At 62.7% G+C, this 20,662-nt stretch carries 24 protein-coding genes; 21 read left to right on the top strand and 3 right to left on the bottom strand.

Annotation, left to right across the window (positions count from 1 at the left end; translation table 11 throughout):
• Nucleotide 1 precedes the first annotated feature (1 nt).
• Complete coding sequence (locus ACFVTJ_RS07765; protein WP_386906104.1) at nt 2–337, top strand: phage head closure protein; 336 nt, start codon at nt 2–4, stop codon at nt 335–337.
• Nucleotides 334–729, top strand: a complete 396-nt coding sequence (locus ACFVTJ_RS07770) for a DUF3168 domain-containing protein (protein WP_386906106.1) — start codon at nt 334–336, stop codon at nt 727–729. The genes ACFVTJ_RS07765 and ACFVTJ_RS07770 overlap by 4 nt, the downstream gene beginning before the upstream one ends.
• 6 nt (nt 730–735) lie before the next feature.
• Here ACFVTJ_RS07770 and ACFVTJ_RS07775 read toward each other — a convergent pair whose 3' ends face one another.
• The gene (locus tag ACFVTJ_RS07775) at nt 736–1,935 is read right to left on the bottom strand and encodes an MFS transporter (protein WP_386906108.1); all 1,200 of its coding nucleotides are present in this window, start codon (nt 1,933–1,935) and stop codon (nt 736–738) included.
• A 90-nt stretch (nt 1,936–2,025) separates the two neighbouring features.
• Between ACFVTJ_RS07775 and ACFVTJ_RS07780 the strand changes: the two genes are divergently transcribed.
• The 3 genes from ACFVTJ_RS07780 to ACFVTJ_RS07790 are packed head-to-tail and all read left to right on the top strand — an operon-like array spanning nt 2,026 to nt 2,998.
• Entirely contained in the window at nt 2,026–2,433 is a 408-nt protein-coding gene (locus ACFVTJ_RS07780; protein ID WP_386906110.1) for a phage major tail protein, TP901-1 family, read from the top strand.
• Nucleotides 2,433–2,792: a gene transfer agent family protein gene (locus ACFVTJ_RS07785; RefSeq protein WP_386906112.1), complete on the top strand. Its 360-nt coding sequence runs from the start codon at nt 2,433–2,435 to the stop codon at nt 2,790–2,792. Before ACFVTJ_RS07780 ends, ACFVTJ_RS07785 begins: the two co-directional genes overlap by 1 nt.
• On the top strand, nt 2,789–2,998 hold the full coding sequence (locus tag ACFVTJ_RS07790; protein WP_386906114.1) for a rcc01693 family protein: 210 nt from the start codon (nt 2,789–2,791) through the stop codon (nt 2,996–2,998). Before ACFVTJ_RS07785 ends, ACFVTJ_RS07790 begins: the two co-directional genes overlap by 4 nt.
• A 5-nt stretch (nt 2,999–3,003) precedes the next feature.
• Here ACFVTJ_RS07790 and ACFVTJ_RS07795 read toward each other — a convergent pair whose 3' ends face one another.
• A complete protein-coding gene (locus ACFVTJ_RS07795) occupies nt 3,004–3,408 on the bottom strand; it encodes a DUF2442 domain-containing protein (protein ID WP_386906116.1) in 405 nt (134 codons plus the stop codon).
• Nucleotides 3,401–3,628 (bottom strand): DUF4160 domain-containing protein, encoded by a 228-nt coding sequence (locus ACFVTJ_RS07800; protein WP_386906118.1) that lies wholly within the window; start codon nt 3,626–3,628, stop codon nt 3,401–3,403. The genes ACFVTJ_RS07795 and ACFVTJ_RS07800 overlap by 8 nt, the downstream gene beginning before the upstream one ends.
• Nucleotides 3,629–3,742: 114 nt before the next feature.
• Here ACFVTJ_RS07800 and ACFVTJ_RS07805 point away from each other — a divergent pair, with 114 nt between their 5' ends.
• From ACFVTJ_RS07805 to ACFVTJ_RS07880, 16 genes are all read left to right on the top strand, one after another.
• Nucleotides 3,743–4,324: a phage tail tape measure protein gene (locus ACFVTJ_RS07805; RefSeq protein ID WP_386906120.1), complete on the top strand. Its 582-nt coding sequence runs from the start codon at nt 3,743–3,745 to the stop codon at nt 4,322–4,324.
• Between the two features lie 60 nt (nt 4,325–4,384).
• Nucleotides 4,385–5,023 carry a TIGR02217 family protein gene (locus tag ACFVTJ_RS07810; RefSeq protein WP_386906122.1) on the top strand — a complete coding sequence of 213 codons (639 nt, stop codon included), beginning with the start codon at nt 4,385–4,387 and terminating at the stop codon, nt 5,021–5,023.
• Nucleotides 5,020–5,904, top strand: a complete 885-nt coding sequence (locus tag ACFVTJ_RS07815; RefSeq protein ID WP_386906124.1) for a DUF2163 domain-containing protein — start codon at nt 5,020–5,022, stop codon at nt 5,902–5,904. The genes ACFVTJ_RS07810 and ACFVTJ_RS07815 overlap by 4 nt, the downstream gene beginning before the upstream one ends.
• Nucleotides 5,901–6,335 carry an NlpC/P60 family protein gene (locus ACFVTJ_RS07820; RefSeq protein ID WP_386906126.1) on the top strand — a complete coding sequence of 145 codons (435 nt, stop codon included), beginning with the start codon at nt 5,901–5,903 and terminating at the stop codon, nt 6,333–6,335. Before ACFVTJ_RS07815 ends, ACFVTJ_RS07820 begins: the two co-directional genes overlap by 4 nt.
• Nucleotides 6,336–6,353: 18 nt before the next feature.
• On the top strand, nt 6,354–10,154 hold the full coding sequence (locus tag ACFVTJ_RS07825; protein ID WP_386906128.1) for a glycoside hydrolase/phage tail family protein: 3,801 nt from the start codon (nt 6,354–6,356) through the stop codon (nt 10,152–10,154).
• A gap of 34 nt (nt 10,155–10,188) precedes the next feature.
• Nucleotides 10,189–10,395 carry a hypothetical protein gene (locus ACFVTJ_RS07830; RefSeq protein WP_386906130.1) on the top strand — a complete coding sequence of 69 codons (207 nt, stop codon included), beginning with the start codon at nt 10,189–10,191 and terminating at the stop codon, nt 10,393–10,395.
• Between the two features lie 139 nt (nt 10,396–10,534).
• The gene (locus ACFVTJ_RS07835; RefSeq protein WP_003497070.1) at nt 10,535–10,789 is read left to right on the top strand and encodes a hypothetical protein; all 255 of its coding nucleotides are present in this window, start codon (nt 10,535–10,537) and stop codon (nt 10,787–10,789) included.
• A 93-nt stretch (nt 10,790–10,882) separates the two neighbouring features.
• Nucleotides 10,883–11,554, top strand: coding sequence for a response regulator transcription factor (locus ACFVTJ_RS07840; RefSeq protein ID WP_386906133.1), 672 nt, complete (start codon nt 10,883–10,885; stop codon nt 11,552–11,554).
• Nucleotides 11,544–12,944 carry an ATP-binding protein gene (locus tag ACFVTJ_RS07845; RefSeq protein WP_386906135.1) on the top strand — a complete coding sequence of 467 codons (1,401 nt, stop codon included), beginning with the start codon at nt 11,544–11,546 and terminating at the stop codon, nt 12,942–12,944. The genes ACFVTJ_RS07840 and ACFVTJ_RS07845 overlap by 11 nt, the downstream gene beginning before the upstream one ends.
• A 104-nt stretch (nt 12,945–13,048) precedes the next feature.
• The gene (locus ACFVTJ_RS07850; protein ID WP_386906906.1) at nt 13,049–13,477 is read left to right on the top strand and encodes a hypothetical protein; all 429 of its coding nucleotides are present in this window, start codon (nt 13,049–13,051) and stop codon (nt 13,475–13,477) included.
• Between the two features lie 159 nt (nt 13,478–13,636).
• A complete protein-coding gene (ccmI, locus tag ACFVTJ_RS07855; RefSeq protein ID WP_386906137.1) occupies nt 13,637–14,782 on the top strand; it encodes a c-type cytochrome biogenesis protein CcmI in 1,146 nt (381 codons plus the stop codon).
• A complete protein-coding gene (gene ccmE / locus ACFVTJ_RS07860) occupies nt 14,779–15,288 on the top strand; it encodes a cytochrome c maturation protein CcmE (protein WP_386906139.1) in 510 nt (169 codons plus the stop codon). The genes ccmI and ccmE overlap by 4 nt, the downstream gene beginning before the upstream one ends.
• Nucleotides 15,285–17,276 (top strand): heme lyase CcmF/NrfE family subunit, encoded by a 1,992-nt coding sequence (locus ACFVTJ_RS07865; protein ID WP_386906141.1) that lies wholly within the window; start codon nt 15,285–15,287, stop codon nt 17,274–17,276. Before ccmE ends, ACFVTJ_RS07865 begins: the two co-directional genes overlap by 4 nt.
• A gap of 125 nt (nt 17,277–17,401) precedes the next feature.
• Nucleotides 17,402–17,863, top strand: a complete 462-nt coding sequence (locus ACFVTJ_RS07870) for a cytochrome c-type biogenesis protein CcmH (RefSeq protein ID WP_386906143.1) — start codon at nt 17,402–17,404, stop codon at nt 17,861–17,863.
• Nucleotides 17,864–18,016: 153 nt separating this feature from the next.
• A complete protein-coding gene (locus ACFVTJ_RS07875) occupies nt 18,017–19,582 on the top strand; it encodes a Do family serine endopeptidase (protein ID WP_386906145.1) in 1,566 nt (521 codons plus the stop codon).
• 312 nt (nt 19,583–19,894) lie between these two features.
• The gene (locus ACFVTJ_RS07880) at nt 19,895–20,653 is read left to right on the top strand and encodes a response regulator transcription factor (protein WP_386906147.1); all 759 of its coding nucleotides are present in this window, start codon (nt 19,895–19,897) and stop codon (nt 20,651–20,653) included.
• Nucleotides 20,654–20,662 lie beyond the last annotated feature (9 nt).

Raw genomic sequence — 20,662 nt, forward strand, 5'->3', positions numbered from 1 at the left:
CATGAACCTTGTTTTTCTCGACCCCGGCAAGCTGACCGCGCGGCTTGACCTGGAAACGCGCACCGAGGTGCCGGACGGGCAGGGCGGCGCGACGGTAGTCTGGACTGTCGTGCGATCGCTCTGGGCGGCCATCGAGCCGGTTTCCGAAGCATCCCAGGAGCGGGCCTCTGCCGAGGGCGTGACCATTACCCACCGAATCTGGCTGGCCTTTTGTAGCGACGTCGCTATCGGTATGCGCTTTCGAAAGGGTCGCCGCATCCTCGCGATCCGGGCGGTGATGGATCCGGACGAGACCCGTCGTTTCATCGTCTGCCGTTGTGAAGAGGAAAGCCGATGAGCGCTGCCAACGCCTTGCTGCAGGCGATCTTCGCGCGATTGACGGGTGATGCGGCGCTGACGGCGCTCATCCCTGGTGGCGTTGTCGACCGGCTTCTGTCGCGCGCGGTTCTGCCCTGTATCGTGATCGGCGATCTCGAAAGCCGGGACTATTCGACGGCGACGGAAAAGGCCGAGGAGCATTTCCTGTCGCTGCACATCTGGAGCGATGCCAATGGCCGCAAGGGCGCGGGGGAGATAGCCGCTCTGGTGAAAAACCTGCTTGATGATTCGGCGCTGTCGATTGCCGGTGCCTCTCTCGTCAATCTGCAGCTTCTCTCCAGCCGCTCGCGGCGCGATGGGAAGACCCGGAATTTTGTCGAGGAAATGCGTTTCAGGGCCGTGACGGAATAGGCTTTTTCAGGGCGCCTGTTGACGCACGGTTCGCCACAGAGCGATCAACAGCAGGAACGAAATGCCGATCAGCACGGCGGCGATGCCAAGCATGGCCGCTACCCCGCCGCGGTCGAGCGCCAGCGTGAAAATCACCGGCGCGACGGCGATGGAGAGGTTCTGCGGCAGGGAGATACGCGCCGCCTGAAGACCATATTCGTCAGGGGAAAACACCGCGAGCGGCAGCACTGCCCGGCTGACGGTGAGCACGCCAGCGCCGAAACCGAAAAAAACGATGAATCCGATGAAGGCCGGCATTTCCGGAGAAAAGGCGAGCAACAGCAGCAGCGACAGGAAGAGCAGACAGAGCCCGATCGCAGCGGTGACGAAGGGGCTACCGCGTTTTCCAAGCAGGAAATCCAGCCCGCGTGCCGTAATCGCCAGCAGGCTGCGCACTGACGCCAGTTGCACGGCAAGCGATTGTGTCGCGCCCGCCTGCACCAGCAGCAGCGGCAGCAGCGGCGACAGGCCGAAGGTCGTAAAGGCGCTGATCGTCGTCATGGACGCCAGAAGCAGAAAGGCCCGGCGGGTGTCGACCGGCGAGGACGAAAGGGCGTCGGCATTTTGTCGCTTTGCTTCCTGGCGGGCCGGACGGCCGGGAAGGACAAAGAGATAGAGCGGCAGAAGGACAAAGATCTGCAGACAGGCGTAGAGCAGAAGCGTGCCGCGCCAACCGAGATGCTGTTCCACAATGGCGGTAACGGGCAGGAAAACCGCCCCTGAAAGCCCGGTGAACAGCATTAGAAGCGTCAGCAACCGGCCGCTTTCGGCGCCCACGCGCTCTACCACGGCCGTATGGGCAGCCGTCGTCAACCCGCAGGTCGCGGCCAGACCCATGATGGCCCAGCCAAAAAGATAGCTGGTGAGACCGCCCGAAACGGCAAGCAAGGCAAAACCGGCGGCAAAGAGCACGGAACCGGCGACCAGCACAGGTGCCGCGCCGCGACGGACGAGCATTCTTCCCAGCAGCGGGCCGCAAAGCGCGCTTATCAGCATCATGATGGTGAGGCCGGCAAAAACGATCTCGTTGCCGAGCGCCAGTTCGCCGCCGATCCGCGGCGCAAGAATGGCCAGCATATCGAAACCGCTGCCCCAGCTGACGATCTGCCCAAGCGCCAGCACGCCGATAAGGCGCACGCGGGACGTCATGGAGGCGGCGTCGGACATGGTGAGATCGCGGGGTGCGAGGGGCAGGAAACCATTTGGTAGCAGCCCCGCGGCACCCCCGCAACCGCAATCGAGACGAAAGGAAACAACATGGTAGCGCAGAAGGGCAAGGACCTGCTGCTGAAGATTGGCAATGCCGGTGCCTATGAAACGGTGGCAGGCCTCAGAACCAAGCGGCTGGCCTTCAATGCACAGGCAGTCGACGTAACGGATGCGCAAAGCGCGGGCCGCTGGCGCGAGCTTCTCTCCGGCGCCGGCGTACAGCGGGCATCGCTGACGGCCTCGGGCATCTTCAAGGACCAGGCGAGCGATGCGCTGGTGCGCGGCGCGTTTTTCGCCGGCACCATTCCGGACTGGCAGATCGTCATTCCCGATTTCGGCACCATTGCCGGACTTTTCCAGATCGTGGCGCTTGAATATTCGGGCCGCCACGATGGTGAGGTGCAATTCGAGATCGCGCTGGAATCCGCCGGTCTTCTCACATTCGGAGTGCTGTGATGCCTCAAGGGTTACGTTACGGGCGGGCGAACCGTCATCGCGGCGAGGTAGAAGCGCTGATCGACGGCGAAAGGCGCATCCTGTGCCTGACGCTCGGCGCGCTTGCCGAACTAGAAACCGCCTTTGCCGCCGACGATCTCACCGCGCTCGCCGAGCGTTTCGCCAGCGGCCGCATGAAGGCTGCCGACATGATCCGGGTCATCGGTGCGGGTCTGCGTGGTGCCGGAAACGTCTTTTCCGACGAGGACGTGGCCGCGGCGACGGTGGAAGGCGGCATTGCCGGCCACGCCGCGATCGTCGCCGATCTCCTGACCGCCACCTTCGGCGGCTTCAAAGATGGCGCAACACCGGACCCTTGAATGCCGCAGCAGGCGAGGCGGCAACACGTCCCTTTCCCTGGCCGGCGGTCATCCACACCGGCCTTTGCCTGCTGCGGCTTTCCTCCGAAGCCTTCTGGCTCATGACACCGAGGGAGTTCTTCGCGATGACGGGCGGCAACGCCGTTCCGCACGGCCCCGACCGCCAGGAAATGGAGGCGATGATGCGACGGTTCCCGGATGGGTGAAGGCTTCAGGGCACCCTTCGCGGCCGGCCGCCCTTTGCACCGTTCGCCCGGCTGGCGGCCGTTTTGGCCGGGGAGCGCGATTGTCCGCCCTTGCGCTGCGCCTCCATGAACGTGCGGCTGCCGAATATGCCGTTCATCAGGCCGGCAACCGTGTAGTCCACATCGAGGGTTTCCCAATGCAGGCCCGTCTCGCCAAGAAGTTCGACGTCTGCGAGTTGCTCCGCCGTCGCGTCCTGCAGGCCCTCAATCGCCCGGGCCGGAACCATGAAACTCGCGCCATTATTAAAATCGACGATGATGCGCGCCGATGCCGCTTCGAAACGCACGGAGACAGGAATGGGACGCCCGGCACGCTCCTGTCGCCAGCGCTCCCTGGCGGCCGCGAGTTCGGCGTCGCTGACATCAACCATGATATCGTCTCCAGGTTTCCATAAACAACATCCGGTTCTCTTCGATCACGGCAACGGCGCGCCTTACATCCCGGTCCGACATGCCGCCCTGCGTGAGAACGGTCAGGCTGGCAATATCGATACGGGCTTCGCCCTCTCCATAGACGTGCGCGTGCGGCGGCTCATGATCGGCCGTGTAGATGACGAAACGCATGCCATGCTGGCGTAGGACAGTGACCATGAAAATAGTAACCCAAGATGTTGGGTTTTGAAAGGGTTTCGGCTGCAGCAATGAGTTTTAAAAATGCTTTTTCAGCGCTCTACATTCCTCAGTTGAATCAGAAAGGCAAGCGCGATGGCGGGTGAAGGATCGATTGCGGAGAACCGGGAGGAGGCGGAAGCGCTGTCCGAGGTGATGGGTGATCTCGAACGGCGTTCGGAGCGGTTCGGGGCGGCGCTGACCTCTGCCTTGCAGGCGGCGACGACGGGCGGCAAGGGGCTGGACGATGTGTTGCGCGGGCTCGGGCAGCGGCTCTCTGGCATCGCGCTCTCGGCTGGGATGAAACCGCTGGAGAGCATGATCGGCAATGCCGTCGGCGGGTTGTTGAACGGCGGCGGTTCGCTCTTCGCCTTTGCCGATGGCGGCGTGCCGGGGCGCGCCATAACGCCTTTTGCAGAGGGTGGGGTCGTGTCCAGTCCCGCCTTTTTTCCGATGGGTGGCGGGCTTGGACTGATGGGGGAAGCGGGGGCGGAGGCGATCCTGCCGCTGAAACGGGGTTCGGATGGCGCGCTGGGTGTCGCCGCGCCCTCGGGCGGGGGCGGGGCGCAGATCGTTTTTAACGTGACGGCCACCGATGCGGGAAGTTTCCGGAAAAGCGAAGGGCAAATTGCTGCCATGCTGGCGCGCAGCGTCGGGCGCGGCCAGCGGGGATTGTGACGCGGGCGCTGCCCGCATCTCCCACATCCCACACAGCAAAACGAATCCAGGAACAACCACATGGCGGCATTTCATGAAGTGCGGTTTCCGCTGCGGCTGGCGCTCGGCGTCAGCGGCGGGCCAGTGCGGCGCACCGACATCGTCAATCTTTCCAACGGCCGGGAAAACCGCAACCAGCGCTGGCGGAATGCCAGGCGTGCTTATGATGCCGGTTCCGGCATCCGCTCCGTCGCCGATCTCTACGAGGTGCTCGCCTTTTTCGAGGCGCGGCGCGGGGAACTCTACGGTTTCCGTTTTCGCGATCCGGTGGATTTCAAATCCTGTCCGCCGGGAGAGACGCCTGCCGCGACCGATCAGAGGATTGGCACCGGTGACGGGGTGACGACGGGTTTCCAGCTGGTGAAAACCTATGCCGATGCCGGCGGCTCGTTTTCCCGGCGGATCGACAAGCCGGTCGAAGGCTCTGTCATCATTTCGGTCGAGGGGGCGAAGGCCGCATCGTCCGATGTGTCGGTCGATCATACGACCGGCCGGATGACATTCCGGGCGGGGCGCGTGCCGCCTGCCGGTGCCGTGATCCGCGCCGGCTTTGAATTCGACGTGCCGGTGCGCTTCGCCATCGACCGTATCGACATCAATGTGACCGCCTTTGAAGCCGGCCGTATCCCTTCCATTCCGTTGATGGAAATCCTGCCATGAAGACCATGCCCGTTGCCCTTGCCGATCATATCAAAGGGGATGCCACGACCACCTGCCATTGCTGGCGGGTGACGCTGAAGGACGGCGTCGTGATGGGTTTCACCGACCATGATGAAACATTGTCCTTCGGCGGTACACCCTATCTTGCGGCCAGCGGTTTTTCCGCCAGCGACAGCGACGGCGAAACCGGGCTTGGCGCAAGCGCCGGCGAGGTGGCGGGCGGTTTTTCGAGCGAGGCGATGGCCGAAGACGATCTTGCCGCCGGTCGCTTCGATGGCGCGACGGTGGAGCTTTTCCTCGTCAACTGGCAGACGCCGGACGAGCATGTGCTGCTCAGCCTGCGCGAAATCGGCGAGGTGACGCGGGCCGGTGGGGCGTTCCGCGCCGAATTGCGCAGCATGGCCCACCGCCTTGGCCAGCCGCAGGGCAGGAGCTATGGGCGGCGCTGCGATGCCACACTGGGGGACGGGCGTTGCGGCATTGATCTCACGCGGTTCACCGGCCACGGCAGCGTGGCGGGGGTGGATGCTTCGGGCAGGCTACGGGTCTCGGGGCTCAATGTCTTTGCGGAGGGTTTCTTCAGCAGGGGCAAGCTCAAATTCCTGACTGGCGGCCTTACCGGCAGGGCTTTCGATCTCGACGGCCACGAGCGGCTTGATGGCGGCACATTTCTGTCCTTCTGGCTGGCACCGGACCGGATGCCGTCGCCGGGAGACAGTTTTTTGGTGACCGCTGGCTGCGACAAGGGTTTCGCCACCTGCAGGGCGAAATTCGGCAATCACCTGAATTTCAGGGGGTTCCCGCATCTGCCGGGCGCGGATTTTGCCTATTCCTATGCGAGCGGCGCCCAGAGCCATGATGGCGGGGTGCTGTTTCCATGAATGACACGGCCGAAAAAGTGCTGGCGCTGGCCGAAAGCTGGATCGGCACGCCCTACAGGCATCAGGCCTCGCAGAAGGGTGTCGGCTGCGATTGTCTCGGCCTGATCCGCGGTGTCTGGCGCGGGCTTTACGGGCACGAACCGGAATTGCCGCCGCCCTATGCCCCGGACTGGGCCGAACGTGGCGGCGAGGACCGTTTGATGGCAGCGGCGAAGCGCCATTTCACGATGCTTTCGGGCATATCGGAGGCGCTCCCGGGAGACCTGCTGCTGTTTCGCTGGCGGGCAGATGCCGCGGCGAAACATCTCGGCATCCTCGCCGGGCCGGAGCATTTCATCCATGCCTATGAGCAGGCGGCGGTGGTGCGGTCGGCGCTGGTGCGGGGCTGGAAGCGGCGTATTGCCGGTGCCTTCCGTTTTCCCGATCCCTGAAATTTTTTCGAGGCAAACATGGCGACAATCGTTTTTCAGGCGGCGGGTGCGGCACTCGGTAGTATTTTCGGCCCCGTGGGTGCCGTCATCGGCCGGGCGGCGGGGGCGCTGGCCGGCAATGCCGTCGATCGCGCGCTGCTTTCGAACGGCCGCACGGTGGCTGGCACACGGCTTTCTACGGCGCGTATTCCCGGTGCGGATGAAGGGGCGGCGATCAACCGGCTTTATGGCACGGCAAGGATCGGTGGCACGCTCATCTGGGCGACACGTTTCGAGGAAAGCGTTGAGGTGCAGCGACGTGGCGGCAAGGGCAACCGCGGCCCGAAGGTGGAAAGCTTCCGTTATTTCGCCAATCTCGCCGTTGGCCTGTGCGAAGGCGAGGCGGCCCTGGTACGGCGTGTCTGGGCCGATGGGCGCGAAGTTGATCTCACCGGCATCGAGATGCGCTTTTATTCCGGCAGTGAGACGCAATTGCCCGATCCGCTGATCGAGGCGAAGCAGGGCGCAGGCAACGCGCCGGCCTTTCGTGGACTGGCCTATGTGGTGTTCGAACGCCTGCCGCTCGAGAACTATGGCAATCGCATTCCGCTGATGCAGTTCGAAGTCGTGCGACCAGTCGGAAAGCTCGAACGCCGGATCAGCGCCATCACCGTCATTCCCGGCGCGACCGAACACGGTTATGCCACCACGCAGGTCAGCGAACGCACGGGCATCGGCCAAAGCCGCATCCTGAACCGCAATAATCTGATCGCCGGGACCGACTGGCAGGCGGCTATCGACGAATTGCAGGCGCTTTGCCCCAATCTCCAAAACGTGGCGCTGGTGGTCGGCTGGTTCGGCACGGACATGCGGGCGGGCGAATGCCGCATTCTGCCCGGCGTCGAGGTCGCAGATCGCGACGGAGAAACGGCACCATGGTCCGTCGCCGGCCTTGCGCGGGGTGACGCGCATCTGGTCAGCCATCATGGCGGCGGCCCGGCCTATGGCGGCACGCCTGACGATGAGAGCGTGCTGCAGGCCATCGCCGATCTCAAGGCCCGGGGGCTGCGGGTCTGCCTTTATCCTTTCGTGATGATGGATGTGCCCGCCGGCAACGGCCTGCCGGATCCCTATGGCGATCGCGAGCAGGCCGCCTATGGCTGGCGCGGACGCATTACCTGTTTTCCCGCGCCCGGCAGGGCCGGCTCCCCGGACCGTAGCGCTGCTGCGCGGGCAGAGGTTTCCGCCTTCTGCAACCGGGACGAAGGTTATCGTCGCATGGTGTTGCATTATGCAGCGCTTGCGGCGCGGGCGGGCGGCGTGGACGCGTTCCTGATCGGCTCGGAACTGCGTGGCCTCACCGTGCTCCGCGACCAGAACGATGCCTTTCCGTTCGTCGAGGAACTGGTGCGGCTTGCGCGCGATGTGCGAACGATTGTCGGAGCGGCGACAAAGTTGACCTATGCGGCGGACTGGAGCGAATATTTCGGCCACCAGCCGGCAGACGGGTCGGGCGACGTGTTCTTCCATCTCGATCCGCTCTGGGCGAGCCCGGATATCAACGCCATCGGCATCGATAACTACATGCCGCTTTCCGACTGGCGTGACGAGGATGCCGCCAGCGGCAATCCCGATGGCATGACCGGCCCCGATGATGCGAGTGCATTTCGCCGCGCTATAACGGCAGGCGAGGGTTTCGACTGGTATTATGCCAGCGAGGCCGATCGCGCGGCGCGGCTGCGCACGCCGATAACGGATGGGCTGAAGGGCAAGCCGTGGGTGTTCCGTTACAAGGATCTCCGCAACTGGTGGAGCAACCTGCATTACGACCGGGTGCGTGGTATGGAGAAATCCACACCCACTGACTGGGTGCCGGGCGCAAAGCCGATCTGGTTCACCGAACTCGGCTGCCCGGCTGTGGACAAGAGCGCCACGCGCCCCAATGTCTTTCCCGATCCGAAATCGGCGGAAAACGCCTTTCCCCATTTTTCCCGTCGCAACCGGGCAGGCAGCCAGCAGCGGCGGTTTCTGGAGGCGCATCTCGACCATTGGGGTCAAGGCGAGGCAGCGATGGTGGACAAGAACCGTGTCTATCTCTGGACCTGGGATGCGCGGCCTTTCCCGGCTTTTCCGCAGAATGGTACCGTTTGGAGCGATGGCGCAAACTGGCGCACAGGCCACTGGCTGAACGGCCGGCTGGGAACAGCCACACTTGCCGACACCATCGCCGCCATCCTCACCGATCACGGCTTTTCTGCCTTCGACGTCTCGGCCGTCAGCGGCGATCTGACCGGCTACATGCAGGGTGACATAACCTCGGCCCGTAATCTGCTAGAACCGCTGATGGCGGCGTTTCAGGTGGATGTGGTGGAAGACGGCGCAACGTTGCGCTTCCGCTCCCGCAACACGGCATTGATACCCGTTCGCGACATTGCCGTGCTGGCGGATATCGAGGACGAGCCGCTCTGGTCGGAAAATCGCGGACATGACAGCGATTTCGCGGCGGAAGCCGTGTTGACGTCGTTCAATCCGGCATTCGATTACGAGCAGGCGAGTGCGCGTTCCCGCCGCATCGACGATGCCGGCAGACGGGTGTTGCGGCTGGATCTCAACGCCGCTTTGCCGGCGGAAACGACGGAAGCAGCCGTGGAAGCGCTACTGCGTGACAACCGGCATGCGCGGCGCAGCCTGCGTTTCGCCCTGCCGCCATCCGATATCACGCTGGAACCCGGCGATTGCATCCGCCTGCCGGATAGGGTCTTTCCGCAGGCCCCGGCCGGGCGGTTTCTGGTCAACCGCACTGAAGATGGCGCGGTGCGGCAGGTGGAGGCACGGGCTTTTTCCCCGGCCTTTTCCGCCGCCGCCACCGCTGCGGAGGAGCGGCGTAGGGTTGGCGCAAGCGGCGCCGAAGGGTTCGCCCCGGAGGTGCTGTTTCTCGATCTGCCATACAACGATGGCACCGCGCCGGAAAGTTCGGCGCGGATCGCCGCCTTCGCAAAACCCTGGCGGCCCATCGTCGTTTCTTCCTCACCCGGCACGGAAGGTTATCGCCAGCGCGTGCTGTTGGACCGGCCCGCGATGATCGGCGTGCTGGCGCAGCCGCTGCCATCAGGTCCCTCCGGCCGTTTCGACCGCAACAATAGCATGCTGATCGATCTTCCCGCCGGTGAAGTCTCATCGGTCGCAGAGCTTTCTGTGCTGAATGGCGAGAACCGTCTGGCGATCAGGGCCGCAAACGGCGTGTGGGAGATCGTCGCCTTCGCCCGGGCCGAGGAAATCGCGCGGTCGCGCTGGCGGCTCTCCGCGTTCCTACGCGGTCTCGGCGGCACAGAGGATGCGCTCGCCGCAGGCGCGCCAAAGGGCGCTCCGGTGGTGGTTCTCGATGCGGCGATACAGCCGCTTGGTCTTGCTGCAAACGAGCGCGGGCGACGCCTGAACTGGATCGTGGAAGCGGTTGGCATGGCGGGTGCGCCAGCCGGGCCTTTCGCCTTTGAAGGAGGCGCGCGGGCGCAGACGCCGCTCGCGCCGGTGCATCTTTCCGCTGAACGCGGGCGCGACGGCGTTTTCCTCAGGTGGAAGCGTCGTGGTCGCATGGAAGCCGATGGCTGGGATGCGAGTGACATCCCGCTGGACGAGCCCTTCGAGCTTTATCGCGTGGAGGTGCTGGACGGCGAGACCGTGCGCCGTGTGGCAGAGGTGCCGGAACCCTTTTGGCTTTATCCCGCCGCGGACGAACTCACAGATTTCCCGGTTCCTCGGGATCACATTTCCGTGCGTGTCCGCCAGCTGGGCCGCGCGGTGCCCTTGGGGGTGGTGGCCCAGGCCCTTCTCCCACTTTGACATGTGCCTGAAAAATAACGCAAAGGACGAGATTATGGACAATACCAAGGCATGGTATCAATCGCGCACGATCTGGGGCGCGCTGATTGCGGTTTTTGCACCGCTTTTCAACATTGCCGGATTTGATCTGCCCGCGGGCGCGCAGGGGGAGCTGGCCGAAGGGCTGGTGACGGTTGCGGGCGGAATCGGCGGTCTGATCGCACTTTACGGCCGCCTTTCGGCGACCCGCTCCATCCGCTGACGCCGCCTGCGAAAACGCCGTTCCCGCCACGCGCCGCAGCGGCGGGGCCGGCATTCATTTGCCATTCAGACGCTTTGCGCTACATATTCGGACACGCTAGGGTTCGAGACGCACCCGGTTTTTTGTGGAAGTTTGTAGAATGGCATCACCTCTCATCATCGCGACGCTTGCAGCCGGGCTCTCCGGTTTCACGGCGCCCGAGGCTGATCTGCAGGGCCACTACATTTTGGCTGCCAGCGATTGTGGCGCAGCCGTCGCCCGCGTCGTGCGCGAAACCGGTGGTCAGCTGCTTTCGGTCTATCCTTCCGGCGATGGTCAGTCCTGTGTCGTCACCGTTCTCGTCCAGGGCAATGGCGAGCGCCCGCGCAAGGTAACGATGCGCGTACCGATGTAGCTTGCCCGCATCGCCGAAATATCGGAAAACAACCCGACACATGTAGCATGACCGGCCACCCGCGTGGGCCGGGAAGGAAGGAAAGGGCGGCCAATGCGTATTCTCGTTGTTGAGGACGATGCCAATCTCAATCGACAGCTGACCGACGCCCTGAAAGAGGCCGGTTATGTCGTCGATCAGGCATTTGACGGCGAGGAGGGGCATTACCTCGGCGATACCGAGCCCTATGACGCCATCGTCCTCGATATCGGTCTGCCGCAGCTGGATGGCATCACCGTCGTTGAAAAATGGCGTGCGGCCGGCAAGGCGATGCCGGTCCTGATGCTCACCGCCCGCGACCGCTGGAGCGACAAGGTGGCGGGCATCGATGCCGGTGCCGATGACTATGTGACCAAGCCATTCCATGTGGAGGAAGTGCTTGCCCGCGTGCGCGCGCTCATCCGTCGCGCTGCCGGCCACGCTTCCTCCGAACTGGTCTGCGGCCCGGTCAGGCTCGACACCAAATCCTCCAAGGCGACTGTTAACGGCACGACGCTCAAGCTCACCTCGCACGAGTTCAGGCTCCTGTCCTATCTCATGCATCACATGGGCGAGGTCGTTTCGCGCACGGAGCTGGTCGAACATATGTACGATCAGGATTTCGACCGCGATTCCAACACGATCGAGGTGTTTGTCGGACGTTTGCGCAAGAAGATCGGGGTTGATCTGATCGAGACGATCCGCGGTCTCGGTTACCGGATGCAAGCGCCGGCAGATGCGAAGTAACTCTCTCACCGCCCGCGTTCTGCTGCTCGCCTCCGCCTGGTCGGCGCTGGCGCTGGTGGTGATCGCCGTCGTGATCTCGACGCTTTACCGGCAGGGGGTGGAGCGCAGCTTCACCGATCTTCTCAGGGCGCAGCTCTACAACGTCATCAATTCCGTGACGATTTCCAACGAAAACACGCTGGCCGGCAGCCCACAGCTTGGCGATCTCCGGTTCTCGCAGCCTGATACCGGCTGGTACTGGGTGGTGGAACCGCTCGGCAATTTCCAGACCGCGCCGCTGGTTTCCTCCTCGCTCGGCGTGTCGACGCTGCCGGTGCCGAGCATTCTCGATGCCCCCTTCGACAACAGATACGAGCGCTTTTATGCCGTCACCGATGAGGCGGGCAACAAGGTGCGCGTGGCGGAAACGGAAGTCGTGCTTGACGGTGAAGGCCGTGCGGCGCGGTTTCGTGTTTCCGGCAATCTGAACGTCGTGGAAGACGATGTGCGCAATTTCTCCAACAGCCTTTATCTGGCACTGGCCGTTTTCGGTGTCGGCAGTCTGGTCGTCAACGGTCTTGCCATTCTCTACAGTCTGCGGCCGCTCGATCAGGCGCGTCTGGCGCTCGGCAAGATCAGGGGCGGCGAAGCGGAAAGCCTCGAAGGCGAATTCCCGCGTGAAATCCAGCCTCTAGCCAATGAGGTCAATGCGCTGATCGACAGCAACCGCCGCCTTGTGGAGCGTGCCCGCATGCAGGTTGGCAACCTCGCGCATTCGCTGAAAACGCCCATCGCCGTCCTCCTCAACGAGGCCCGCACGCTGGAGCCCCAGCATGGTGATCTGGTACGGGCGCAGGCGGACGCCATGCAGGCGCAGGTGCAATCCTATCTCTCCCGCGCCCGCATCGCCGCACAGCGCGGCTCGATCCTTGCCCGCGTGGAAGCGGAACCGGCGCTGGAACGGCTGGTGCGGGTGATGCGGCGCCTCAATCCCGACAAGCAGTTCGTGCTGAACTTCGAGCAGGCCGGGGCCGTGCTCGGCATGGAACAGCAGGATCTCGAAGAGGTCGTCGGCAATCTTCTCGAAAATGCCGCGCGTTTTGCGCAGACACGTGTGGTCATCACGCTGGCCGCCGGTACCCACCCGTCCTCCGACGCCGAAATCGCCCGCCGCGCCTGGGTGGAACTGACGGTGGAAGACGATGGCCCGGGGTTGGAGCCGGGACAGATCAGCGAAGCGATGAAGCGTGGCCGCCGGCTGGACGAAAGCCGGCCGGGTACAGGCCTCGGCCTGTCGATCGTTTCCGAGGTGGTGTCTGAATACCATGGCCGCTTTTCGCTGTCGCGCAGCGCCATCGGTGGCCTGAAAGCCGATCTGATTTTGCCGGGTCTTTCGAAAGAGCTTGCGTGAGACGCGAAAAAAGGCAAGAAATTCAATGGCGCAATATTGGTTGCAATGCGGTATGAAGAGGACAGGGTTTGGTTGACGTGTATGATGGCTGTCGCTCCGTGACGATGCGTTCGCTTGTGTCACGCCCGGCACTTCTCTCGATCCTGTGTGTCTCGATGCTGAGCGCCTGCACGACCACGGGCACCCGCCCCGCTGGCGGCGGCCTGTTCGGCCGTTCGGCCCAGCCCTCCACGCCTTTCCTTGCCAATCTGCAAGGCGGCATCGTCGGCAAAAGCGGCGTGGAGCTGGACAGGGGCGACCAGACCAAGGCGCTGGAGGCGGAATACAAGGCGCTGGAGACTGCCCCGGTTGGCACGCCTGTCACCTGGAGCGGCGATGACGTCAAGGGCCAGGTGGTCGCCAATGCGCCTTACCAGGTCGGCAACCAGAACTGCCGGCAATATTCCCACACCCTCACTGTCGACGGGCGCGACACCAGGGTGCGCGGTGCGGCCTGCCGCAATGACGATGGAAGCTGGTCGCCGCTGATCTGATCAGTTTGACGTAAATCAAGGTCACGGGCCTGCCGCAGTGACACGAAGAGGCATGGCGGAACAGCGAAACGGCATCTGCGGTGCGGCGTGATGTCTCAAATTCACGTCATCCCCGCGCTTCGTGTTTCCATGTGCCGCGCATTCGAGTAATTGAGCCTTATGTTCTGGATTGTCGTTGCGATATTGACGGCGGCTGTCGCCATCGTCCTGATGTACCCGCTGATGCGGAAGACCGAGGCGCCGCAGACGCGCCGTGACGGTGAGGTTGCCGTTTATCGTGACCAGCTGGCGGAACTGGACCGAGAGCGCGCCGCCGGCCTGATCGGCAAAACCGAGGCCGAATACGCCCGCGCCGAAATCGGCCGTCGCCTTTTGGCCGCGGCCGACGCCGGGGAGGTGCCCGCGAAAGAAATCCGGTCGCGTCGCCACAATCTCGCGGTCAGCCTGATCACCGTTCTGTTGCCTGCGCTGGGGCTCTGTCTTTACATCTGGAACGGCAGTCCGGAGACGCCGGACATGCCGCTAGAGGCGCGTCTTGAAAACCCCGGTAACGACATGAACCTTTTGGTTGCCCGTGCTGAAAGGCATCTGGCGCAGAACCCGGAAGACGGTGGCGGCTGGGATGTTCTGGCGCCCATCTATTTCAAGACCCAGCGTCTTGGCGATGCCGAGCTTGCCTATCGTAATGCGCTGCGCATCCTGGGGCCGAGCGCGGAGCGGCTGACGGGCCTTGGCGAAACGCTGGTGGCCGGCAATGACGGTGTCGTTACCGACGCTGCTCGCGATGCTTTTGCCGCGGCTGACCGGCTGAGCCCCGGTAATCCGCGCACGCGTTTTTATCTGGCGCTGGCGCTCGAACAATCGGGCAAGACGGAGGAGGCGCGGTCAGCCTTTGACGCACTCGCCGCCGATGCACCGGCCGGTGCTCCCTGGTTGCCACTGGTGCAGGAACATATTGCCCGGACGGGTGGCAAAGCGGAGACAGGGCCAACTGCCGCCGATGTTGCCGCTGCAAAGGATATGGCTCCCGCCGATCGTCAGGCGATGATCGAGGGCATGGTGGCGAGCCTCGATGCCAAATTGAAGGAAAACCCGGCCGATTTTCAAGGTTGGATGCGCCTCATGCGCGCCTATTCCGTCCTCAAGAACGACGCGAAGGCGGGTGAAGCCTTAAGGGCCGGCTTGCAGGCTTTCCCGCCGCAGGGAGAGCAGGGCAGGCAGCTTCTGGCGCTGGCGAAAGAGCTCGGCGTTTCCGCCGGGCCGATCCGCAATGGACAGGCAGCGCCGCAGGGAGTGACGCAATGACCCGCAAACAGAAACGTCTGGCGATCATCGGCGGTGGCATGAGCTTCATCGTTGCGGCGGTCTTGCTGGTTATGTTCGCCTTCGGCCAGTCGATAGCCTATTTCTACATGCCGGCCGACCTGGAAAAAACCCCCGTCAATCCCGGCACCCGCATCCGCCTTGGCGGACTGGTGGCGGAGGGTTCGATCAAACGTGGCGAGGGCCGCACGGTCAGCTTCACGGTGACCGATGGCGAGGCCACTGTGCCGGTCAGTTATACCGGCATCCTGCCCGATCTCTTCCGCGAAGGGCAGGGCGTGGTGACCGAAGGCATGTTCGATGCCGCGACCCACGGCTTCGTGGCCGACAGCGTGCTGGCCAAGCATGACGAGAACTATATGCCCAAGGAAGTGGCCGACCGGCTGAAGGACAAAGGCCTGTGGCAGCAGGGCGCCGAGGGGGCAGCACCCGCCGCCACGCCTGCGGCCAGCGCTGCCTCAGGCGACAAAACCGGAGCAACCAGATGATCAACGAGATCGGCCACTATGTCCTCGTTCTCGCGCTTGGCGTGGGGCTGATTGTCTCGACGCTGCCGGTCATCGGCGCGCGCCGCAACGACCGGGCATTTATGGATATCGCCTCGCTCGGCTCCATCATGATGTTCCTGCTGGTGGGTTTTTCCTTCGCGGCGCTGACGCGGGCTTATGCCGTCTCTGATTTTTCGGTGCGCAACGTCTGGGAAAACTCCCATTCGCTGATGCCGATGCTCTATAAGCTGACCGGCGTGTGGGGCAATCATGAAGGCTCGATGCTGTTGTGGCTGCTTATCCTTGTGTTCTTCAGCGCGCTTGTCGCCACATTCGGCCGCAATTTGCCGGAAACGCTCAAGGCCAATGTACTTGCCGTCCAGGCCTGGATTTCCGTCGCCTTCCTGCTGTTCATTCTGCTCACCTCAAACCCATTCCTGCGGTTGGAGCGGGTGCCGGCGGAAGGACAGGATCTCAATCCCATCCTCCAGGATTTCGGTCTCGCCATCCATCCGCCGCTCCTCTATCTCGGTTATGTCGGCTTTTCCGTCTGTTTCTCCTTTGCCGTTGCGGCCCTTCTGGAAGGCCGCATCGACGCTGCCTGGGCGCGCTGGGTAAGACCTTGGACGCTCGCCGCCTGGACCTTTCTGACCGCCGGTATCTCCATGGGTTCCTACTGGGCCTATTATGAACTCGGCTGGGGAGGCTGGTGGTTCTGGGATCCGGTGGAAAACGCCTCCTTCATGCCGTGGCTTGCCGGCACAGCGCTTCTGCATTCGGCGCTTGTCATGGAAAAGCGCGAAGCGCTGAAGATCTGGACCGTGCTTCTGGCGATCATGACCTTTTCGCTGTCGCTGCTCGGCACCTTCCTCGTCCGTTCCGGCGTTTTGACCTCCGTGCACGCCTTCGCCACTGATCCCAGCCGCGGCATCTTCATTCTCGGCATTCTGACCGTCTTCATCGGCGGTGCTTTTGCGCTGTTTGCGTGGCGCGCGCCCACCCTCAAGGCCGGCGGTCTGTTCGCGCCGATCTCGCGTGAAGGCGCTCTGGTCCTTAACAACCTGATCCTGACAGTCTCGACCGCTACCGTGCTGATCGGGACGCTCTATCCACTTATTCTCGAAACGCTGACGGGCGAAAAAATCTCGGTCGGTGCGCCGTTCTTCAACCTTACCTTCGGCCTGTTGATGATCCCGATCCTGATCGTCACGCCGTTCGGGCCGATGCTGGCCTGGAAACGCGGCGATCTTCTCGGCGCTTTCCAGCGGCTTTATGTGGCGGCGGCGCTCGCCGCGCTGGCGGGGCTGACGCTGTGGTATATCGAACACGGCGGTCCGGTGCTGGCAGCACTCGGCATTGCCGCCGGTTTCTGGCTGATTCTCGGCGCACTTGCCGATCTGTGGTATCGCGCCAATTTCGGCAAACTCGCCTTCGGTATTGCATTCCGCCGCCTCAAGGGCCTGCCGCGTTCCGCCTTCGGTACGGCGCTGGCGCATATGGGCCTCGGCATCACCGTACTCGGCATCGTCATCGTCACCACCTTCGAGACGGAGACGGTGCTGGAGATGAAACAGGGAATGGTGGCGGAAGCGGGCGGCTACAGCCTGACATTCGATGGCATCCGCCACGCCGTCGGCCCGAACTTCACCGAGGATCGCGGCCATTTCACCGTTCGCAAGGCGGGTGTGGAGGTGGCCGATGTCTGGTCTTCGAAGCGGCTCTATACCGCCCGGCGAATGCCGACGACAGAAGCCGGCATCCTGACCTTTGGTCTCAGCCAGCTCTATGTCTCGCTGGGTGACCCCATGGCCGATGGTGGCATGGTGGTTCGCATCTGGTGGAAACCTTTCATCCTCTGCATCTGGGGGGGCACGCTGTTCATGATGGCGGGTGGTTTTATCTCGCTCTCGGACAGGCGTTTGCGGGTCGGAGCGCCGAATCGCAAGGCGAAGCCGGTGCGGACTGCAATGCCGGAGGCGGCGGAATGATATCTGCGTTATCTTCCTCATTCCTGTGCCTGTCACAGGAATCCAGCCGACACGCGTCTGCGTGGCGAAAGAGTTTTTTCAGCCCAAGGACTTGGGCTGGCTGGATTCCTGTGACAGGCACAGGAATGAGGGAGATCGTGGCAGGACTCACGCTCCTTCTCGTCCTCTTTGCTTCATTTCCCGCTTCCGCCTTCAACCCGGATGAAGTCCTCAAGGACCCCGTGCTCGAACAGCGTGCCCGCAATCTGACCTCCCAGCTGCGCTGCATGGTCTGCCAGAATCAGTCGATCGATGACAGCAACGCCGAACTCGCGCGTGACCTGCGCGTCCTCGTGCGCGACCGGCTGGTTCAGGGCGATAGCGACAAGGCCGTCATCGATTACGTCGTGTCGCGTTACGGCGAGTTCGTGCTCTTGAAACCACGCCTCAGCCTTCGAACCATACTTTTGTGGGGCGCTCCCATCGGCCTCACCCTTGCCGGGATTTTCGCCGTCTTCGTGTTTTCGCGTCGCCGCGCTACTCAGCAACAGCCACAAAAACTGAGCGCGGATGAAGAGATGAGAATTCGCAATCTCATTGAAAAATAATCCGTTTTCATTTTTGTCTTCGGTTCTTTTTCAACATTACGGATTTTTCATTCCTCAGACACTTCGCCGTAAGGTGTTGCCTCCTATATCTCCATCATCCACCGCTTCCCCGGTCACACGGGTTCCAGTCTGAATGAAGAAAGAAGGTACACCATGTCTCATTCGCAAAACGGCCATTCCTCACCAAAGACGGCCTCGCTGAAGACGGCCATGAAGGCCACGACTGTTGGCGGTCTCGCCGCGCTGATGCTCTCGACCGGCCTTGCCGCACCCATCCTCCATTCCTTTGCTGCTCCCGTCGAAGTGAATGCTCCGCAGGTTCCGAGCTTCGCCAATGTGGTCGATGCCGTGTCGCCCGCCGTCGTCTCGGTTCGCGTGCAGTCGAACGTGCAGCCCGCGTCCGACGATTCCAGCAACTTCTCCTTCAACTTCGGCGGCCGTGGCCTCGACCAGCTGCCGGACGATCATCCGCTGAAGCGCTTCTTCAAGGAATTCGGGGGCCCGAACCAGGATCGCTCGGACCGTGGCCCGAACCGCCACCGTGATGGCAAGGGTCCGCTGCGCCCGGTCGCTCAGGGCTCCGGTTTCTTCATTTCCGAAGACGGTTACGTCGTCACCAACAACCACGTTGTCGATGATGGTTCGGCCTATACGATCGTGATGAATGACGGCACCGAGCTCGATGCCAAGCTGGTCGGCCGCGATCCGCGCACCGATCTGGCGCTCCTGAAAGTCGATGTGAATCGCAAGTTCACCTATGTGAAATTCGCGGACGACAGCAAGATCCGTGTCGGTGACTGGGTTGTCGCCGTTGGTAACCCCTTCGGCCTCGGCGGTACGGTCACCTCGGGCATCGTGTCTGCTCGTGGACGCAATATCGGTTCTGGCCCCTATGACGATTATCTGCAGATCGATGCTGCCGTAAACCGGGGCAACTCGGGCGGCCCTGCCTTTAACCTCAACGGTGAAGTGGTCGGCATCAACACCGCCATCTTCTCGCCTTCCGGCGGTAGCGTCGGCATCGCCTTCGCCATCCCGTCTTCGGTCGCCAAGGATGTGATCGCCGACCTGCAGAAGGACGGCAAGGTCGAGCGTGGCTGGCTAGGCGTGCAGATTCAGCCTGTCAGCAAGGATATTGCAGAATCGCTCGGCCTTTCTGAAGCCAGCGGCGCGCTCGTCGTTTCTCCTCAGGCGGGCTCGCCGGGCGACAAGGCCGGCATCAAGCAGGGCGACATTATCACCGCCGTCAATGGCGATCCCGTCAAGGATGCACGCGACCTGTCGCGCCGCATCGGCGGTATGGCACCCAACACCAAGGTTGAAATCTCGTTGTGGCGTGGTGGCAAATCCCAGTCGGTCAATGTGACGCTTGGTGATCTCGCCAGTGATGATGCCTCCAAATCGACACCGACCCAGAACGACGACAAGGGCCAGTCCTCTAGCGAGAAGGTACTGTCCAGCCTCGGCCTGACGGTTTCGCCCGCCGATGACGGCAACGGGCTTGCCATCACCGATGTCGACCCCGACAGCGATGCCGCTGCCCGTGGCCTGAAGACGGGTGAGAAGATCACTTCTGTCAACAACCAGCAGGTTGCGTCTGCCGCCGACATCGAGAAAATCCTCGAACAGGCCAAGAAGGACGGGCGCTCCAAGGCGCTGTTCCAGATCCAGACGGATGACGGCAGCCGCTTCATCGCTCTGGATATCGACCAGGGTTGATAAGTTGAGAGGCGATGCCGGTTCTTTTGGAGCCGGCATCGCCAAGGAATGTGTCTCGCCTGTAAGACGGGACAGAGCATATGGAACGAGCGCGTGCCACTTGTTTCTTCTCCCTGTGGGGGAAAAGGTCGCGGCAGCGGGATGAGGGGGCGAGGGTAGCTAGAGACTGCGCGCTTGCCCCATCAACCGACCCTTCGGGCCACCTTCTCTCCGGCGGGGAGAAGAAACCCAGCCGCACTCGCCCAGTCCGTGGGCGCTCGCTCCGTCTTGAAGCGCTAAGGTGCCAGAGACCAGATCTTCGGAGGAAATTCCATGGAAAACAAGGTTCAGGAAGTTACTCCCGCTTCTGTTTCCGGTTGTACGGAAATGGGGGAGGGCGCTATTGTCCCGCACATGAAGATTCTTGTCATTGAAGACGACCTCGAGGCTGCGGCCTATATGACCAAGGCGTTCCGCGAAGCCGGGATTGTCGCCGATCACGCCAGCGATGGCGAGAGCGGTTTGTTCATGGGCTGCGAGAATGCCTACGACGTGATGGTGATAGACCGCATGCTGCCGCGCCGCGACGGGCTCTCCGTCATCAGCGAGCTGCGCCACCGCGGCATCGAAACGCCGGTGCTGATCCTTTCCGCGCTGGGCCAGGTGGATGACCGCGTGACCGGCCTGCGCGCCGGCGGCGATGATTATCTGCCGAAACCCTATGCCTTTTCCGAACTGCTCGCCCGCATCGAGGTGCTTGGTCGCCGCAAAGGCAAACCCGAGCAGGACATGATCTACCGCGTCGGTGATCTGGAACTTGACCGCCTGTCGCATGATGTCCGCCGTGGCGGCAAGGAAATCCTGTTACAGCCGCGCGAATTCCGTCTGCTGGAATATCTGATGAAGAATGCCGGCCAGGTGGTGACCCGCACCATGCTTCTGGAAAACGTCTGGGATTATCACTTCGACCCGCAGACCAATGTCATCGACGTGCATGTTTCCCGTCTTCGTTCGAAAATCGAGAAGGATTTCGAGAAGCCGCTGCTGAAGACCATTCGCGGCGCCGGTTACATGATGAAGGACGAGGGCTGATTGCCGAAA

Origin of the sequence: Agrobacterium sp. NPDC058088, assembly GCF_042885035.1 — a bacterium.
In the GTDB taxonomy this organism is placed as follows: domain Bacteria; phylum Pseudomonadota; class Alphaproteobacteria; order Rhizobiales; family Rhizobiaceae; genus Agrobacterium.